The organism is Paraburkholderia phenazinium (assembly GCF_900141745.1).
GTDB classification, from domain to species: Bacteria; Pseudomonadota; Gammaproteobacteria; order Burkholderiales; family Burkholderiaceae; genus Paraburkholderia; species Paraburkholderia phenazinium_B.
This window is the reverse complement of sequence record NZ_FSRM01000002.1, coordinates 862,540-877,211: the sequence shown is the minus strand read 5'-3', so window position 1 is coordinate 877,211 and position 14,672 is coordinate 862,540. Positions and strand designations below refer to the sequence as shown.

13 protein-coding genes are annotated in these 14,672 nt (G+C 59.3%); 7 read left to right on the top strand and 6 right to left on the bottom strand.

All coding sequences use genetic code 11. The features are described 5' to 3' along the window. Window positions 1–59: 59 nt before the first annotated feature. On the bottom strand, window positions 60–419 hold the full coding sequence (gene arsC, locus BUS06_RS23970; protein ID WP_074266907.1) for an arsenate reductase (glutaredoxin): 360 nt from the start codon (window positions 417–419) through the stop codon (window positions 60–62). Window positions 420–1,270: 851 nt separating this feature from the next. Here arsC and parA point away from each other — a divergent pair. Both parA and BUS06_RS23960 read left to right on the top strand, forming a co-directional pair. Next, window positions 1,271–1,933, top strand: a complete 663-nt coding sequence (gene parA, locus BUS06_RS23965) for a ParA family partition ATPase (RefSeq protein ID WP_074266906.1) — start codon at window positions 1,271–1,273, stop codon at window positions 1,931–1,933. Window positions 1,934–1,957: 24 nt separating this feature from the next. Next, entirely contained in the window at window positions 1,958–3,019 is a 1,062-nt protein-coding gene (locus BUS06_RS23960) for a ParB/RepB/Spo0J family partition protein (protein ID WP_074266905.1), read from the top strand. A gap of 55 nt (window positions 3,020–3,074) precedes the next feature. Here BUS06_RS23960 and BUS06_RS23955 read toward each other — a convergent pair whose 3' ends face one another. Then, complete coding sequence (locus tag BUS06_RS23955; protein ID WP_367946968.1) at window positions 3,075–4,460, bottom strand: replication initiation protein; 1,386 nt, start codon at window positions 4,458–4,460, stop codon at window positions 3,075–3,077. Between the two features lie 2,003 nt (window positions 4,461–6,463). Here BUS06_RS23955 and BUS06_RS23945 point away from each other — a divergent pair. Beyond that, window positions 6,464–7,669 (top strand): DNA-binding protein, encoded by a 1,206-nt coding sequence (locus tag BUS06_RS23945; protein WP_074266902.1) that lies wholly within the window; start codon window positions 6,464–6,466, stop codon window positions 7,667–7,669. 98 nt (window positions 7,670–7,767) lie between these two features. On the opposite strand, the gene BUS06_RS23940 is transcribed toward BUS06_RS23945, so the two are convergent. The 3 genes from BUS06_RS23940 to BUS06_RS23930 all read right to left on the bottom strand — a co-directional run bounded on the left by BUS06_RS23940 (window position 7,768) and on the right by BUS06_RS23930 (window position 10,095). Further along, a complete protein-coding gene (locus BUS06_RS23940; protein ID WP_074266901.1) occupies window positions 7,768–8,829 on the bottom strand; it encodes a tyrosine-type recombinase/integrase in 1,062 nt (353 codons plus the stop codon). Window positions 8,830–8,937: 108 nt separating this feature from the next. Continuing rightward, window positions 8,938–9,336: a DUF2471 family protein gene (locus BUS06_RS23935; protein WP_074266900.1), complete on the bottom strand. Its 399-nt coding sequence runs from the start codon at window positions 9,334–9,336 to the stop codon at window positions 8,938–8,940. A 144-nt stretch (window positions 9,337–9,480) separates the two neighbouring features. Next, window positions 9,481–10,095 (bottom strand): helix-turn-helix domain-containing protein, encoded by a 615-nt coding sequence (locus BUS06_RS23930; protein WP_074266899.1) that lies wholly within the window; start codon window positions 10,093–10,095, stop codon window positions 9,481–9,483. Between the two features lie 152 nt (window positions 10,096–10,247). Between BUS06_RS23930 and BUS06_RS23925 the strand changes: the two genes are divergently transcribed. Further along, a complete protein-coding gene (locus BUS06_RS23925) occupies window positions 10,248–11,447 on the top strand; it encodes a glycine C-acetyltransferase (protein ID WP_074266898.1) in 1,200 nt (399 codons plus the stop codon). Between the two features lie 13 nt (window positions 11,448–11,460). Then, a complete protein-coding gene (tdh, locus tag BUS06_RS23920) occupies window positions 11,461–12,489 on the top strand; it encodes an L-threonine 3-dehydrogenase (RefSeq protein ID WP_074266897.1) in 1,029 nt (342 codons plus the stop codon). A gap of 70 nt (window positions 12,490–12,559) precedes the next feature. On the opposite strand, the gene BUS06_RS23915 is transcribed toward tdh, so the two are convergent. Then, on the bottom strand, window positions 12,560–13,210 hold the full coding sequence (locus BUS06_RS23915) for a YceI family protein (RefSeq protein WP_074266896.1): 651 nt from the start codon (window positions 13,208–13,210) through the stop codon (window positions 12,560–12,562). 183 nt (window positions 13,211–13,393) lie between these two features. Here BUS06_RS23915 and BUS06_RS23910 point away from each other — a divergent pair, with 183 nt between their 5' ends. Continuing rightward, window positions 13,394–14,062: a TetR/AcrR family transcriptional regulator gene (locus BUS06_RS23910; RefSeq protein ID WP_074266895.1), complete on the top strand. Its 669-nt coding sequence runs from the start codon at window positions 13,394–13,396 to the stop codon at window positions 14,060–14,062. A gap of 17 nt (window positions 14,063–14,079) precedes the next feature. Then, complete coding sequence (locus BUS06_RS23905) at window positions 14,080–14,559, top strand: nuclear transport factor 2 family protein (RefSeq protein ID WP_074266894.1); 480 nt, start codon at window positions 14,080–14,082, stop codon at window positions 14,557–14,559. The last annotated feature ends 113 nt before the right edge of the window (window positions 14,560–14,672 follow it).

Here is a 14,672-nt window from a genome sequence, read left to right as displayed (position 1 = left end):
CGGCGATTGTAGCGGGCGTCAGCGGTTCGGCGTAGCGGAGCCGGGCGTAAGTGAGGGATTCAGATGAACAACGGTTCGACGTTCTCGGGTGGCCGTCCGATGATCGCTCGACCATTGCGAACGACGACGGGACGCTGCATCAGGATGGGGTGTTTTTCAATCGCTTCGTATAACTGATCGTCGGAGAGGTCGGTGCGGTCAAGGTCGAGTTCTTCGTAGACGCTCTCGGAGTTACGCAGCATTTCGCGGACGGGGCAACCGAGCATTGCGTTCAGTGTTTTCAGTTGCGCGGAGGATAGCGGGTGCTTCAGATATTCCACGATCTCTATGGGCTCGCTTGCGACGTTGAGGCTGTTGGTGATCAGGTCGACTGCAGCTCGTGACTTGGAGCAGCGGGGGTTGTGATAGATCGTGATCATGGTGGTGTTTTGGTTGGATGCGGGCTGGCTGGAGAGCGGTGGCGATTTTAGCGTTGATTGTGAGGTGAAATTAAGGCTGTGGATGGGTGGGGTTGGCTGCCGGGGTAGGTGTAGATTCAATCGCGAAGTTTTGTTTATACGGTTTTTTGCGAAATGTTGGTGGCTAGCTTAGTGGCCGTCGTGCGATGTTGGTTGGGCTCTGGGCCGCTTATGGGTGAGGTGTCGGGAATGCGCCCCGTGGAAGGGCTCGCGGGTGGTAAAGCCGCGATGTTACGTAGCCGGGACGGTGACATTGAAAGTGAGAGGTGTACTGCCCGAGCAATGGTCGAACGAGGCAGGGAGCACCTTACGTCCGCTGGGCGATGTACATCTGCGACGGCAGCCCCCAGATTCTCGTAGCCGGCTGCGGTGGATCGCGTTTATGCGCATAAGGTCCGTGCCCTGCGCGATCACCTCCTCCCCACCGGCAAGGAGCAGTAGGCCCAAGCCAGCCGCTAAGTCATAGCAATCTGCTCCCAGATATCACCGAGCGCGGAGGCAGTCATTCGCCAGCGCCTCCAATCGTTCCCGATATTGATCGGGCTGGGTCAGGACACGGCCCCACACGACTTCCCCAATCACCGCCACGTAACCGCCACAGCACAACGTCATATTCACGCAAACGGACCTCGCAACTATCCGTCCTATTCCTGTTGCGACTCGCTGCCACCACCCACTCGCCAACCAACCGGCCTCTTTATGCGCATAAACCTTGGCCGAATGGCTAACGCGTCGCACGTTAACGACAAAACAGATTGAAATACAAATTCATCAAGGTAAAATCCATCAGCGTCTAAAAAGAGAGGTGAAGATTGGCAGCAGAAATCATCGCGGTAACTCAACAGAAGGGTGGAGTCGGGAAAAGCACAATCGCGATGCACCTCGGCGCTGCGTTCCATGAGAAAGGTAAGCGGGTCCTCGTCGTCGACGCTGACGGGCAAAACACTCTGGTCCACTGGACGAGCGCATCATCGGACAGCGAATCGGGCATCCCTTTTCCGGTCGTCAATCTCTCCGAGTTCGGTGGCCAGATCCACCGCGAGATCAAGAAGTTCGTCGGCGACTATGACATCATCGTCGTAGACTGCCCGCCATCCATCACCGAGAAAGTCTCCGGCGTCGTCCTGCTCGCCGCTACCGTAGCCATCATCCCGACCTCTTCGTCCCCGGCCGATTATTGGTCGAGCGTGGGACTGGTCAAGCTGATTCAGCAAGCCCAGTCAATGAACGAAGACCTGCGCGCTGTCTTTCTGCTCAACAAGACCGAAGAGAAGCGGATGCTGACCCGCGAACTCAAGCGTGCGCTGGAAGAACTAGGTTTTCCGCTGCTCAAGACCCAGATTCCTACCCGCGAAGCCTATAAGCAGGCCATGGCGCTCGGGCAGACTGTGCTGCAGATGAATGACCGCGGCGCCAAGCTCGCGGCCGCCGAAGTACGTGCGTTCGCCGACGAGATCGCCGCCCTGCTCCCCTGAATTTATGCGCATAAAGGACACTGAATGAAACCCTCCCAATTCGCCAAAGGCTTTCAAGCACGTCCGGACACGACGACCAGCGAGAAGCGGACTGCCCTCGACCGCCTCAACGCCATTGATGGCCTGGTGCAAAATGCTCCGAAGGTGAGCAACATCGCGGGCCGATCGAGTCAGCCTGTCTCCGCACCGCCCGCTACCGAAGCCGAATTGGCGGAAACGCTGAATGAATCTGCCGCGTACCGTGCGTGGCGCGTCGAGAATGGATATCGTCCCGGGCAGGTGATTGAGATCGCGTTGAAGGCGATCAAGCCCAGTCCGTTCAATCCGCGCCACTTTTATCTGAAGACATCGATCGCCGAGTTGGCTGTCAATCTGGCAAAGCAGGGCCAGCAGCAGGCGATCCACGTGATCCCCGACTACGACAACCCGGGCACGTATTTCGTGAGCGATGGCGGACGACGGGTGCGTGCGCTCAAGGAAGCCAACAAGGAGTCGGTGAAGGCAATCGTCATCGATCTGCCGATCGGTCTCGAGAGCTACAAGCTCGGCTACGATCTCAACGTTCAGCGCGACTCGCAGACAGTGTTCGACAACGCGGTCGTCTGGAAGCGTTTTCTGGACGAAAAGTACTTCCAGAGTCAGAAGGAACTGGCCGAGCATCTGGGACTGGATGAGTCGACTGTCGCAGTGGCCTTGTCCATTGCCAAGTTGCCAGAGGTAGTGATGCAGGAGATGGTCGCAAGAACGGATCGCTTCGGGTCGAACATGGCCTATCAGGTTGGCCGATACCACGGCGCTCGCGGCTCGGACGCCACGTTGCGTCTGATCAACAAGATCCTCTCTGATGATCTGAGCACGCGCCAGGTTGCCGACATCGTTAAAGGGCGGGCCAGCGCGCAGGAAAACACCAAACCGGCGGGACGACAACGCTACGCGCAGCGTCTTGAGATCAAGCTGGATGGCGTGTCGGTGGGAGATCTGAAGTCGTATGGAGACGACCGTATCGAACTCCGACTGAAGGGTCTGTCAAAGGAAAAGCGCGACGACATCCTCAGGCAGATCGAGCAGATGTTGCTGCCGAAGTAACCTGTTGGTGCGGCGTCGCAACGACGCCGCACTGGCAATTAGCAGCTAGGAAGCTTCACGCGGCGCGGGACTGGCTCAAGGTGAAAGCAAGCAGGTCGCCATCGGTTGGCTCACCCCAGGTCTTGCGGGCCAGCCAGTCGAAGAACGCGGTTTCAACAATCTTCGAGTCGAGTCCGCGACGGCGCCAGTCGTCGCGCATGTGCGAACCAAGACCCGGCAACTCGTCGTCCTCGAACGACCGGCGCGCAATTTCCCGCTCGTTTTCACCCTGTTCATCGTAGAGCGCCCGCGCTTCCTTGCGACGATAACCCGAGTATTCGCCAAGCAGGCGCGCCTTGAGATCGTCCGCCGGCGCTGCCACCGCCGCCTTGCCGGCGCTGCCCGACACCAGTGATTCGACTGGCGGCGCATAGCCTTTCTTCAATGCATCCTTGAAAAGCGCCGGCGCGCTGCGTACCGGTGGCAGCGAGGTACTGCGCATGCGCTGTTCCGTCATCTGCAACGCGGCGCGAATCCGGTTTTCCTCGCTATCCGCGTAAAGCGTCTGGGCTTCCTTGAGCGGAATTCCGATCTTGACCATGCGGTCGACGAGCGTGCTGTCGAAGACGTTCGGATGTTCGTCGAGCGCCAGCATCGGCTGCTTACGCTCCGTCACGCGGAACTGGATCTCGGCGACGCGACGGCCTTCCCGATGTTCGATCAGCTCGACAAAGATGTTGGTGACCGCGTTGACTTCGGCAATAGCTGGCCGCAGGTAGTCGCGCTTGAAGTACTTGTACTCGCGCTTTGCCTCGTCTCCCGCTTCGGTGTCGGGCGTGCCGGAGAGAATTGGGCGCCACCATTCCCACGACTCGCGCATCGTGAGGTGACTCGGATTGGTCAGATAGCGCACGCAGATCTCATATAGCGCCAAGCCCGCGCTACTTCGCAATTGGCTTTGGAACTGCAGACTCAACCGCGCGTACTGGACAGGGTCGAGCAGCTTTTTCTTGATCTTAGGTGCGAACGAGAATTCCACCCATACGCGCCGGGTAGTCGGATCCTCGAGAATTTCCGCGTCTGCGATTAGCGTCGAGATGCCCCATTTGCGGCCGGGCTTCTGGCTAGACGTGCCGGTGCTCCATTCCACCTGCACCGACACCATCCGCCGCAGGTGTTCTTTGACCAGCGCGGTATCGTTCGAGTCGAATGCCGAGTTGGCGACAATGTCCGAAAGCAAAGCGCGGTAGGTGTCGCCGGACTCGTCTGCCTGCTGGGCGACAGCAAGCAGAACGTTGAACAGCTTTCGGGTGAGGAGGGTGATCTTCCCGCTCTTGGGCTGAATCGCGATCGCCTCGACGGCTTTGCGCAATTCGGCTGAGCTCGGGCTCACCACATCAGTCTTCTTCGCGCGCTTCGTCGTGGCCATGCGTCGGGTCGAGGAGGGATTTGGCGGAAGCATACCGGCTGTGGTGAAGCACGTCTATAGGGGCCATCTCACCATTCCCGGTGAAGTGAGTTTACGGATCGCGACTCACCTCGATTCACTCCTGAAAACTCTCACCTCTACTGTTTAAGGCCAGGTCGCGGGGTTCGTTGCTCGTCGCGGGCCAGGCAAAAACCCCCTGTTCCATGGTGCGTTGCGAAAGGGAGGGTTTCGCTCCCGTATCGGCTCACCATAAAAAAAGTCGTAAATTCACGACTTGATTCGCACTCCTGGGGGTCGCCTGGTCCCAGGTTTTCATCCCGCCGGAAGAGGGGTCGAGGGTGAAGTGCTCACATCGTGGCAAGCGCACCATAACCGGGCGGCCATATTAAGCACTCCCGCACGCGCCCGTCCACGGAAAGACCTGAGAGCGGCGCCAAGGCCGCCATCCGGCCTTGCATAGACGGCGCGCTCCCCGGCACTTTAAGCAGGACAGGAAGGACGCTCGATCGCACCGAAGCCCGCTGCTGGCCGGATCGAAGCAGCATCCAACGCCATCCCGCCAGATGCAGACGGGGTCGCCGCTCTTACGAACAGAACGGCGATCCCTCTGCGGACGTAATCCTTTTCCAACCGCCCCCGAAAACCCTCACCTTAGACCTCTCGTGAACCCGCGAAAACACTCGGCTCACAGCAAATCACATACGAGCAGGCCACCGAAGCACTCCCGAAAATCCTCACCTTTGAGCTTAATCACACTTTGCCTTCCGCTCGAGGGCTAGCATGCACCAGCACCGTTTCAGGCTCCCGAAAAGTCTCACCCATCCTCGATATCGGGGAAAAATGTAGCATTTTCATATAGTTACAGAAACTACGTCGAGTAACGCTTGAAATAATCAGGTCCCGCAAAACCTCACCTTAACGGTTCTGTCCGAACAACCGTTATCAGATTCCTGCATCGCAGCACTCTCCCGTAAAACCTCACCATCGACGAACCAAGGCCGTGCGATCCTTCTTCACCAATCAAGCTGTGTAGGCTTTTCCACAGAAGTAACCACAAACTTCCTCCCGAAAAACCTCACCTGGAGGGATTTTTCGCATCCGGATGAATCCCGAAAACACTCACCTTATGGCTTGGCGGTGAGTTTTCCGATCATCATCTAGCTCCCCTTGGCAGCCTCCCGTATAGGCTCACCTTGGCACCTCGAAGTCTCTCGCCTGGTTCTTTCGGCACCTCAAGGGCTTAAAAATATGGAGTAGCTCCCGCAAACCCTCACCTTAGGGTAATCAGTGCACAAAATTCGGGCATAAAAGCGGGCGATTCCCCGAAAAGCCTCACCTTGGGTACGCGTTTTCTCCTGCGTTGTCTCACCGAGGGCTTCCGACACCCCAAATCTGCGCCAAAAAGAGGGACAAAAAGCCCTCCCGAAAGCGCTCACCGCACCGATCTCGAGTCTGTGAGATCATTTTTACGTCCAGTGGGCCTGCACGGCCCGCCAGGTCCCGCAAAACCTCACCTATCATTAGATGCCGTCTTGTAAGCGTCTCCTGAAGCCGCTCACTCACTGTCCCGCAGGTCCTCACCCCGGTCCCTGAACCCCATCACCCGCCCATCCCGCAACTCCTCACCCAGTCTCCCGTAAAGATTCACCTGACTGCCCGCAAACCCTTGCCTGGTAAGGCTCTGCCGTGGCGTTAACGTTTTTAATAAGGGTTCAAGGGTGTTTACTTTTATTACTCTCAAGAATTTCCACCCCGCGCGTCCTTCGGACAAACCGGAATCCCACACCCGCCCCGCATTCCGCTTCGTGAAACAGTCTCTGCACGACTGAAAAGGTAAAAAACTCTTTTCTATCCAATGGGTTATTGGCTATTCTTAGTTTTGTTTCACGGAAATTCCACCCAACGCAACTACCGCAGCGTTCACTTCCACCAAATCAGTCACCGATCAGCAAGAATGCATCGCACCCCGATAAACTTGTAGCAAATGCTACGTAAATTGTTATGATTTATCGAAATCGGGCAACCTCGAGGTGTAAATGAATCTGGACGAAGAGCGTCAGGCGATCCGCCGGGAGCTGGAATCGATGCGTGAGAGCGGCGCACGCCGGCAAGAATTATCGCTTCATGCCTGCAAGCGTCTGTTTTTTGATCTGGGCATTCGGCCGTCCATGGCAGCGGTCCGAGATCTGACCCAAACCGGAAGTGCCAGCGATATCCCCAAAGACATTGATAGCTTCTGGGAACGGATTCGCGGTGCATCCCGTGTTCGAATCGGTGCTGGAACTATCCCGAAAGCACTTGAAGATCGCGCGGGTGAATTACTCGGAGCGTTATTCGAGGAAGCCATCGAACACGCGCGCTCGACCCTCGACGGCGAACGCGAGGACATCCAGGCACAGATCGCCGCCGCGGAACGCGAAACGAGAGAAGCTGAGATTCGCCGGCAGGCATCGGAAGATGCGATTCGTCGAAGTGACGCACGTGCTGATGCCGCCTGGGAACGGGTTCGGATGCTCGAAGCGGAGCTGGCCACAGCCAATACCCACGGCAGTGTTCATCAGGACAGTTTGCAGGCAAGCGTCCGGCGTCTCGACGCCGAAAACGAGGCTCTCCGCAAACGTCTCGAAACGGAGCAGTCCACCAACGCCGCGCTGCGCGACCGCATCGATACATTGCATAACGAACTGCGTCAAAGCACCGAGCATTACGCGCAACAGATCAAGGACGCCGTGGCCGAGGCCGAGCGCCGCGTCAAGCCCATGCTTGTTGAGCTCGATTCGTTACGAAGCATGGCGGCGACCTATCAGTCCGGCGTTCGCGATGCCAGCCGGAAAGAATTCGAGTTCATTCAGCAAATCGCTGCGGCAAAAGCGCGAGGCGACCGGCTGGACGCTCAACTGCGCGAACAGTCCGACGAGCTCGATGCACTAACAGGTGAAATTGCGCTGCTACGCGCGCAGCAAGGCGTAGATCCGGAAGTCGCCGCCCTGTTGTGCACGCTTGCCAATACCGGCCGCTTGAGTGCCGATGACCTCGCGACGATCGGCACGGTTGCCGACGGTCATGTCACGCTTCCGTTGCGTTGTCCAAAATGCGAGGAAGGTGAACCCGAGCTCTCTGAAGTCGATCACCGGTTCGAACTTCAGTGTCCCGAGTGTGAGCACTCGTCAGGGCTCGGACATTCACGGCTCGAGGCCGTCACGCGGTTTTTGGCCGTTAGGCCGGTGAGTTCCGTAGCGTAACCACACTCACTTCACCTCGTGGTCATCTCGGCATCCGGCGAAAGGTGAGGTAATTCGGGACCGGAAAGGTGAGCCTTTCCGGGCTGATTTTCACACTGTTAACCAGTCGAAGGCCCGCCACGCGGACTTGTCCTTCCAGAGGGCCCGGTGGAATCTGCCTCGTCGCAGGTCGGAATTTTCTGCTGATCCGACCATGCCTTCCATGCCCGGTGGAGTCGAGCCGCAGAAACCGGCTGCATGAATCCTAGCCACTCACCCACCAGATCCGGCGCGACGCCCGTCTCAAACAGATCGGCGGCGAAGGTATTGCGTAAGGTCTGCGGACTTGCCCGCGATTCGCGCGACTCGGCGAAGCCAGCAGCGTCGATCAATGCATCGATAGAACGCAGCATCGTTGCCTTGTGCATTGGCCGTCCAGAAGGAGACGCCGGAAATACGAGATTGCCGGCGAGTTCACACAGGCGCCGCTCCGCGAGCCATGCGTCGAGCGCAGCGATGGCAAATGGCGATAACCGTGTGCGCCGGGTCATCATTGGATTGGGTGACTCGACTATGACCCAAGGCGACCCCGCTACAACGCAACTAACCGTAAGCGTTCGAGCTTCACCTGTTTTCAATCCTCCACCAAGGAACACAGCAATCAACGCCCGATCGCGACGTTCCCTCCAACGCTGAGCCGCAGTGAGGTCGGTCACCGGCGAGAACAGATGTGCGATCAGTAGTGCTCGCTCGTGGGTAGTGAGAAAACCCGTGGGCTCGTTGTCGCGTGCATTGCGCCAGGCGGCCTCGCCGTCCTGCGCGATAAATCGCGCGGGGTTCGTTGACGCGGATTCGATCTCACGAACGTGGTCGAGCACCCGTTCGATCAAACGTAAATACCGTACACGCTGCGGTTTTCGGATTGCCAGTCCGGCAACAAAGTCGGCAATGGTTTTTCCGTCGACGGTGATCAGATTGGCATGCCTAACTTTTAGCCAGTCAAGAAAGAGTCCCCACTGTGCCTGGTACACCTCGGCCGAAGATCGACGAAAGTGCTGTTTGGCGAGCCATGCGTCGAAGGCGATGCGCGGATCGCGACGCCAGTCTTCGCGTTCCTGGTCGAAGAGATCGGTAGCTGGGATGTCTCGGTCGGCGGAGCCGGGCGAGTGGGGAGCGGCCATGAAATGATCTACTGTTAGTTGCGTATCATTGTAGGTCAGTCTACTCCAGACCGAGAACAAACCTATCTAACAGATCAAACCAGGGCAGACCCACCCGATCCTTGGGACTCACCCACCCCACGCCCGCGCGCGGCGAGGCGTGCCGCGAGTGGGCGCCGCTTGCGCGGCCCTGCGATGGGCCTCTTCATATACACATACCGCAAACGCGAACACGGCTGGCAAAGCGTTCGACGCGCCGAAATCCACAGGCTCGTCAGTTTCCGGATAAGGAAGCGCAGAAGGACGCTGGAACAACCCAAGCATCAGCGCGTCGTGCCGGCCGGCGAAACCAAGGTCAGCGAGCGCTTCCGCCTCGATGGCGTGCAGTAGCCGCCAGGTTAACGGTACTTGCTGGACGATATAGCGAGCAGCGACGCTGCGGACGATGTGTTCAAGATCGCGCGCCGCGGCCTGGAAACGCAGCGCAGCCAGTCCTTGGTCGGCATGATGAGATGTGAGTTCGTTCATTTCGGCTCCGGTCAGTCTGCGTATACTGTACAAATATACAGTACCCAAAGCAACCTCGGCCGAACGGCCAAGTACTCAAGCGCGTGTGTTCATTCCGCTCGCATATCAGGACTGGAGGAGGTACAGCGCGGCCGTGCCCGCCGACTATCCATGAATCACCACGAGTAAAGCCTTCGCCTCGCTTTTCCCGGCATTGCGGATAGCGTGCGGTTCGTCTGCGACGTAGCGTGCCGTATCTGCCGCCTTTAACCGCCTGGTGGTACCGGCAGCCTCGATCTCGATCGACCCATGCAGCACAGTCAAATGTTCGCGCGTGCCCGGTTCATGCGCGTTCGAGACCAGCGCTCCGCCAGCCTGCAGCGTCAACTCGTACCACTCGAACTTGCCCGCCAGCTCGATCGGCCCCCACACGCGCAACTGATATTTAGCGTCGTGCCCGCTCAACGTCGGGATTTCGTGCGGACCCGAAACGGCGATCGCCTCGGGCGCCTTTTGCGGCGCGAACAGCGAATCGAGACTGACGCCCAAAGCGTTGGTTAGCCGCCATGCCACCGCGATGGTGGGATTGGCCTTGTCACGCTCGATTTCCGACAACATCGACTTCGACACGCCGGCCGCGCGCGACAGGTCATCGAGCGTCATGCGGCGTTCGCTTCGCAGCCGCTGGATCTGTTCGCCTACCCGCGGCGGTGCCGCGACAGTTTGGGCTAAAGTGGGTGCAGCGCCGGTTGCTGCGCGCCGGGTTCCCGAACTTGCCATTTTTTGACCTATCGTTTAAAGTTGTTCGACATACCGAACTTAAGTTCGAAAAATCGAAATTGTTCGATAAAACCATTATCCGACTATAGCAGGCCGCCACAGTGCCGAACATCACGGCCACGCGGTCCACCGCCCCTACAGGAGCCCGATGTATGCGTGAACCCTACCTCGCCCATTTGCGCAGCACGCTCGAGCAGATCCGTTCCGACGGTTTTTACAAGACTGAGCGCGTAATCGCCAGCCCGCAATCGGCTGACGTGCGGCTCGCAAACGGCACCGACGTCCTGAACTTCTGCGCGAATAATTATCTGGGTCTTGCCGACGACGCGCGCCTGATCGAAGCCGCCAAAGACGGACTCGATCGCGACGGTTTCGGCATGGCGTCGGTGCGTTTTATCTGTGGCACGCAGACCGTTCACAAGGAACTGGAGCAGGCGCTCGCCGCGTTCCTGCAAACTGACGACTGCATTCTCTACTCGAGCTGTTTCGATGCAAACGGTGGCCTGTTCGAAACGTTGCTCGACGAATCGGATGCGATCATCAGCGACGAGTTGAATCACGCCAGTATCATCGACGGTGTGCGACTGTCGAAGGCCAAGCGCTTTCGCTACAAGAACAACGATCTCGCCGATCTCGAAGCAAAACTGAAAGAAGCCGATGCCGCCGGCGCGCGCTTCAAGCTGATCGCCACAGACGGCGTGTTCTCGATGGACGGCATCATCGCCAACCTCGCCGGCATCTGCGATCTGGCCGATCGTTACGGCGCGCTGGTGATGGTGGACGATTCGCATGCGGTTGGATTCATTGGCGAACACGGCCGCGGCACACCGGAGCATTGCGGCGTGCTGTCGCGCGTCGACATCATCACGGGCACACTCGGCAAGGCACTGGGCGGCGCATCGGGTGGCTATGTGGCGGCACGCAAGGAGATCGTCGAACTGTTGCGGCAACGCTCGCGTCCCTATCTGTTTTCCAACACGCTCACGCCAAGTATCGCTGCCGCTTCGCTCAAGGTGCTTGAGCTGCTCGCGAGCGCGGAAGGCGCCGAACTGCGTGATCGCGTGCGGGCTAACGGCGCGCACTTCCGCAGCAAGATGAGCGCGCTCGGCTTCACGTTGGTTCCGGGCGAACATCCGATCATCCCGGTGATGCTCGGCGACGCGCAACTTGCCTCACGCATGGCTGATGAACTGCTGAAAGAAGGCGTATACGTGATCGGCTTTTCGTTCCCGGTGGTGCCGAAGGGCCGCGCGCGCATTCGCACGCAGATGAGCGCCGCGCACACGTCCGAACAGATTGACCGCGCCGTGGATGCATTTGCACGCGTCGGCCGTTCGCTCGGCATCATCTGACCAGGAGGCGCATATGAAAGCACTCGCAAAACTCGAACGCGCTCCCGGCCTGACGATGACGGATGTGCCCAAGCCCGAAGTCGGCCATAACGACGTGATGATCCGCATCAAGCGCACGGCCATCTGCGGTACGGATATTCACATCTGGAAGTGGGACGACTGGGCGCAAAAGACGATCCCCGTGCCGATGCACGTCGGTCACGAGTATGTCGGCGAGATCGTCGAAATGGGCCAGGAAGTCCGCGGCTTTGCGATCGGCGATCGCGTTTCGGGCGAAGGCCATATCACCTGCGGTTTCTGCCGTAACTGTCGCGCGGGACGCCGGCATCTGTGCCGCAATACCGTTGGCGTGGGTGTGAATCGCGAAGGCGCATTCGCGGAGTATCTGGTGATTCCGGCATTCAATGCCTTCAAGATTCCACCGGAAATCTCCGATGACCTCGCCGCGATCTTCGATCCGTTCGGCAACGCGACGCATACAGCGCTATCGTTCAACCTGGTTGGCGAAGACGTGCTGATCACGGGTGCAGGTCCGATCGGCATCATGGCGGTGGCGATTGCGAAACACGTCGGTGCGCGCAACGTCGTGATTACCGACGTCAACGATTACCGGCTCGAACTCGCTCGCAAGATGGGCGCGACACGTGCGGTGAACGTCTCGCGCGAATCGCTGCGCGACGTGATGGCCGATCTGCACATGACCGAAGGCTTCGACGTCGGCCTCGAAATGTCAGGTGTGCCAAGTGCATTCACCAGCATGCTCGAAGCCATGAATCACGGCGGCAAGGTTGCGTTGCTCGGCATTCCTCCTGCGCAGACGGCGATCGACTGGAACCAGGTGATCTTCAAGGGTCTGGAAATCAAGGGCATCTACGGCCGCGAGATGTTCGAGACCTGGTACAAGATGATCGCGATGCTGCAAAGCGGGCTGGACCTGTCGCCGATCCTCACGCACCACTTCCCTGTCAGCGATTACCAGCGTGCCTTCGCCACGATGCTCTCGGGAGAGAGCGGCAAGGTGATTCTCGACTGGACCGCCTGACTTCTACTGCACCAAACCAAACCACACCGCACCGCACCGCACCGCACCGCACCGCGCGGCGCGGCGCCCCTCAGGCGCCCGCGGCCGGCCTGACGAATTCCGCCTGAATCCGCACGTGTACGTCGTCGCCCACGGCCGGATACCACGTCGCTAGCCCGAACTTCGACCGGTTGAACGTGCCCTCGGCGGAAAAGCCGAGCGTGTCCTGTTTGGTGAGTGGATCCGGGCCGAAGCCGTTGAACACCACATCGAGCGTCACCGGTTGCGTCGCTCCATGGATTGTCAGATTGCCGGTGAGCTTGCCGCGCGCGTCGCCGGTCCGCTCAAAACCGGTGCTGACGAAGTGGATCTGCGGATACTGTGTCACGTCGAGCACGCTGTCGCTTTTGACCTGCTTGTCGAGTAGCGGCACGTTGGTGTCGAGGCTGGCAGCGTCGATGTTCACGTCCACCGAACTCTTGTCGAGGCCGCCCGCGTTCCAGTCAAGCTGGGCGGTGGCGCGGTCGAAACGCATCGTGAAGCGCGAATACTTCAGATGCTCGACATCGAACGTGACGCTCCAGTGATGCGGGTCGAGCGTGTACTGGCCGGTCGGCACGCTAGCTTCGGTCTGCGTGACCGAGTGCGTGACGACCTGCAACGGCGTACACGCGGCGGCCGTAGCGACCGCCGCAATCGACAACGCGCGCACCAAAGCTGCACGAACAGCGTCCTTCTTCATCGTTTTGCTCCCTGATTCGGCCCACGCCAGGATAACGCAAACCGTACGCCCACGCCCAAGCGTTCATTCGTTCATCGACCGGGCGCTTACGGTGCACTTTCAGGTTAACGCTGCCGACGCCAGAAAAATTCCCACGGGCGAATTTTTCTTGACGAAGGAGAATGATCGTTCTACCCTTCGTCCATGGCTACTTCAACTGAACCGCTCATCTCCGGCAGCGCGCGTGAACGCCTGCTCGACGCTACAGAGGCGCTGATCTACGCCGGCGGTATCCACGCAACCGGAGTGGACGCGATCGTCCGGCAGTCCGGCACGGCTCGCAAAAGCTTCTACACGCACTTTGGATCGAAGGATGCGTTGGTCGCCGCAGCGCTCGAGCGACGTGACGAACGCTGGATGAACTGGTTTATCCAGGGCACGTTGCGCCATGGAGAGAGCACGCGCACGCGTCTGCTCGGCATGTTCGACGTATTGCGCGAGTGGTTCGCCTCGGCGGATTTCCACGGTTGCGCGTTTCTGAATGCGGCGGGCGAAATCGCCGGTGCGGAGGATCCAATCCGCGTCGTCGCGCGCGAGCACAAAGAACGCCTGCTGGTCTTCGTGCGAACGCAGTGCGACGAATACCTGGCCGAGCGCAACGTCGCAGATAGTGATCAAGCGGCACGCCTCGCGCGTCAGTGGCTGATCCTGATAGACGGCGCCATTGGCGTGGCGCTGGTGAGCGGCGAACCCGACGCGGCATTGGATGCGCGCGCGGCCGCAGAACACTTGCTCAACGCGATAAACGCGCTGAGCGTGCAGAACCCGGAATCCACCCACGCACGACCGCCTTCCCGACGTGCGCCCACCTGACCTTTGGAGCAATCACCATGGCTGACCCAATCGAAACCCGTCCCCCTGTGCCGCCTTTTACGCGCGAAACAGCGATCCAGAAAGTACGTGGTGCCGAAGATGGCTGGAATACCCGCGACCCTGAACGCGTATCGCTGGCTTACACGCCGCAAAGCGTGTGGCGCAATCGCGCCGAATTCGTGACGGGCCGCGCGGAGATTGTCGGACTGCTACGCCGCAAATGGACGCGAGAGCTCGACTATCGCCTGATCAAAGAGTTGTGGGCTTTCACGGACAATCGCATCGCCGTGCGTTTTGCGTACGAGTGGCACGACGACGCCGGCAACTGGTTTCGCTCATACGGCAACGAAAACTGGGAGTTCGATGAGCACGGCCTGATGGCGCGTCGCCACGCGAGCATCAACGATCTGCCGATTCGCGAAGCGGACCGTCTCTACCATTGGCCGCTGGGACGCCGTCCAGACGATCATCCGGGACTCTCGGACCTGGGGCTGTGAGCGCGAGCGAGCGACACTTCAGACAAAGGCCGCATGAGCACGCGGCCCGCTACTCAAAGGTGAGCGCCTGAGGGCGTTCACCGATCTGCCACTGCTTTCCGCTATTGTGCTGA

Bases quoted from the DNA above. Each gene is read 5' to 3' on its own strand.
- BUS06_RS23960 (WP_074266905.1), top strand. From the start codon at position 1,958: ATGAAACCCTCCCAATTCGCCAAAGGCTTTCAAGCACGTCCGGACACG.
- BUS06_RS23910 (WP_074266895.1), top strand. From the start codon at position 13,394: ATGGCTACTTCAACTGAACCGCTCATCTCCGGCAGCGCGCGTGAACGC.
- BUS06_RS23930 (WP_074266899.1), bottom strand. From the start codon at position 10,095: ATGGCAAGTTCGGGAACCCGGCGCGCAGCAACCGGCGCTGCACCCACT.
- BUS06_RS23935 (WP_074266900.1), bottom strand. From the start codon at position 9,336: ATGAACGAACTCACATCTCATCATGCCGACCAAGGACTGGCTGCGCTG.
- BUS06_RS23940 (WP_074266901.1), bottom strand. From the start codon at position 8,829: ATGGCCGCTCCCCACTCGCCCGGCTCCGCCGACCGAGACATCCCAGCT.
- BUS06_RS23915 (WP_074266896.1), bottom strand. From the start codon at position 13,210: ATGAAGAAGGACGCTGTTCGTGCAGCTTTGGTGCGCGCGTTGTCGATT.
- BUS06_RS23925 (WP_074266898.1), top strand. From the start codon at position 10,248: ATGCGTGAACCCTACCTCGCCCATTTGCGCAGCACGCTCGAGCAGATC.
- BUS06_RS23905 (WP_074266894.1), top strand. From the start codon at position 14,080: ATGGCTGACCCAATCGAAACCCGTCCCCCTGTGCCGCCTTTTACGCGC.
- arsC (WP_074266907.1), bottom strand. From the start codon at position 419: ATGATCACGATCTATCACAACCCCCGCTGCTCCAAGTCACGAGCTGCA.
- BUS06_RS23955 (WP_367946968.1), bottom strand. From the start codon at position 4,460: ATGCTTCCGCCAAATCCCTCCTCGACCCGACGCATGGCCACGACGAAG.
- tdh (WP_074266897.1), top strand. From the start codon at position 11,461: ATGAAAGCACTCGCAAAACTCGAACGCGCTCCCGGCCTGACGATGACG.
- BUS06_RS23945 (WP_074266902.1), top strand. From the start codon at position 6,464: ATGAATCTGGACGAAGAGCGTCAGGCGATCCGCCGGGAGCTGGAATCG.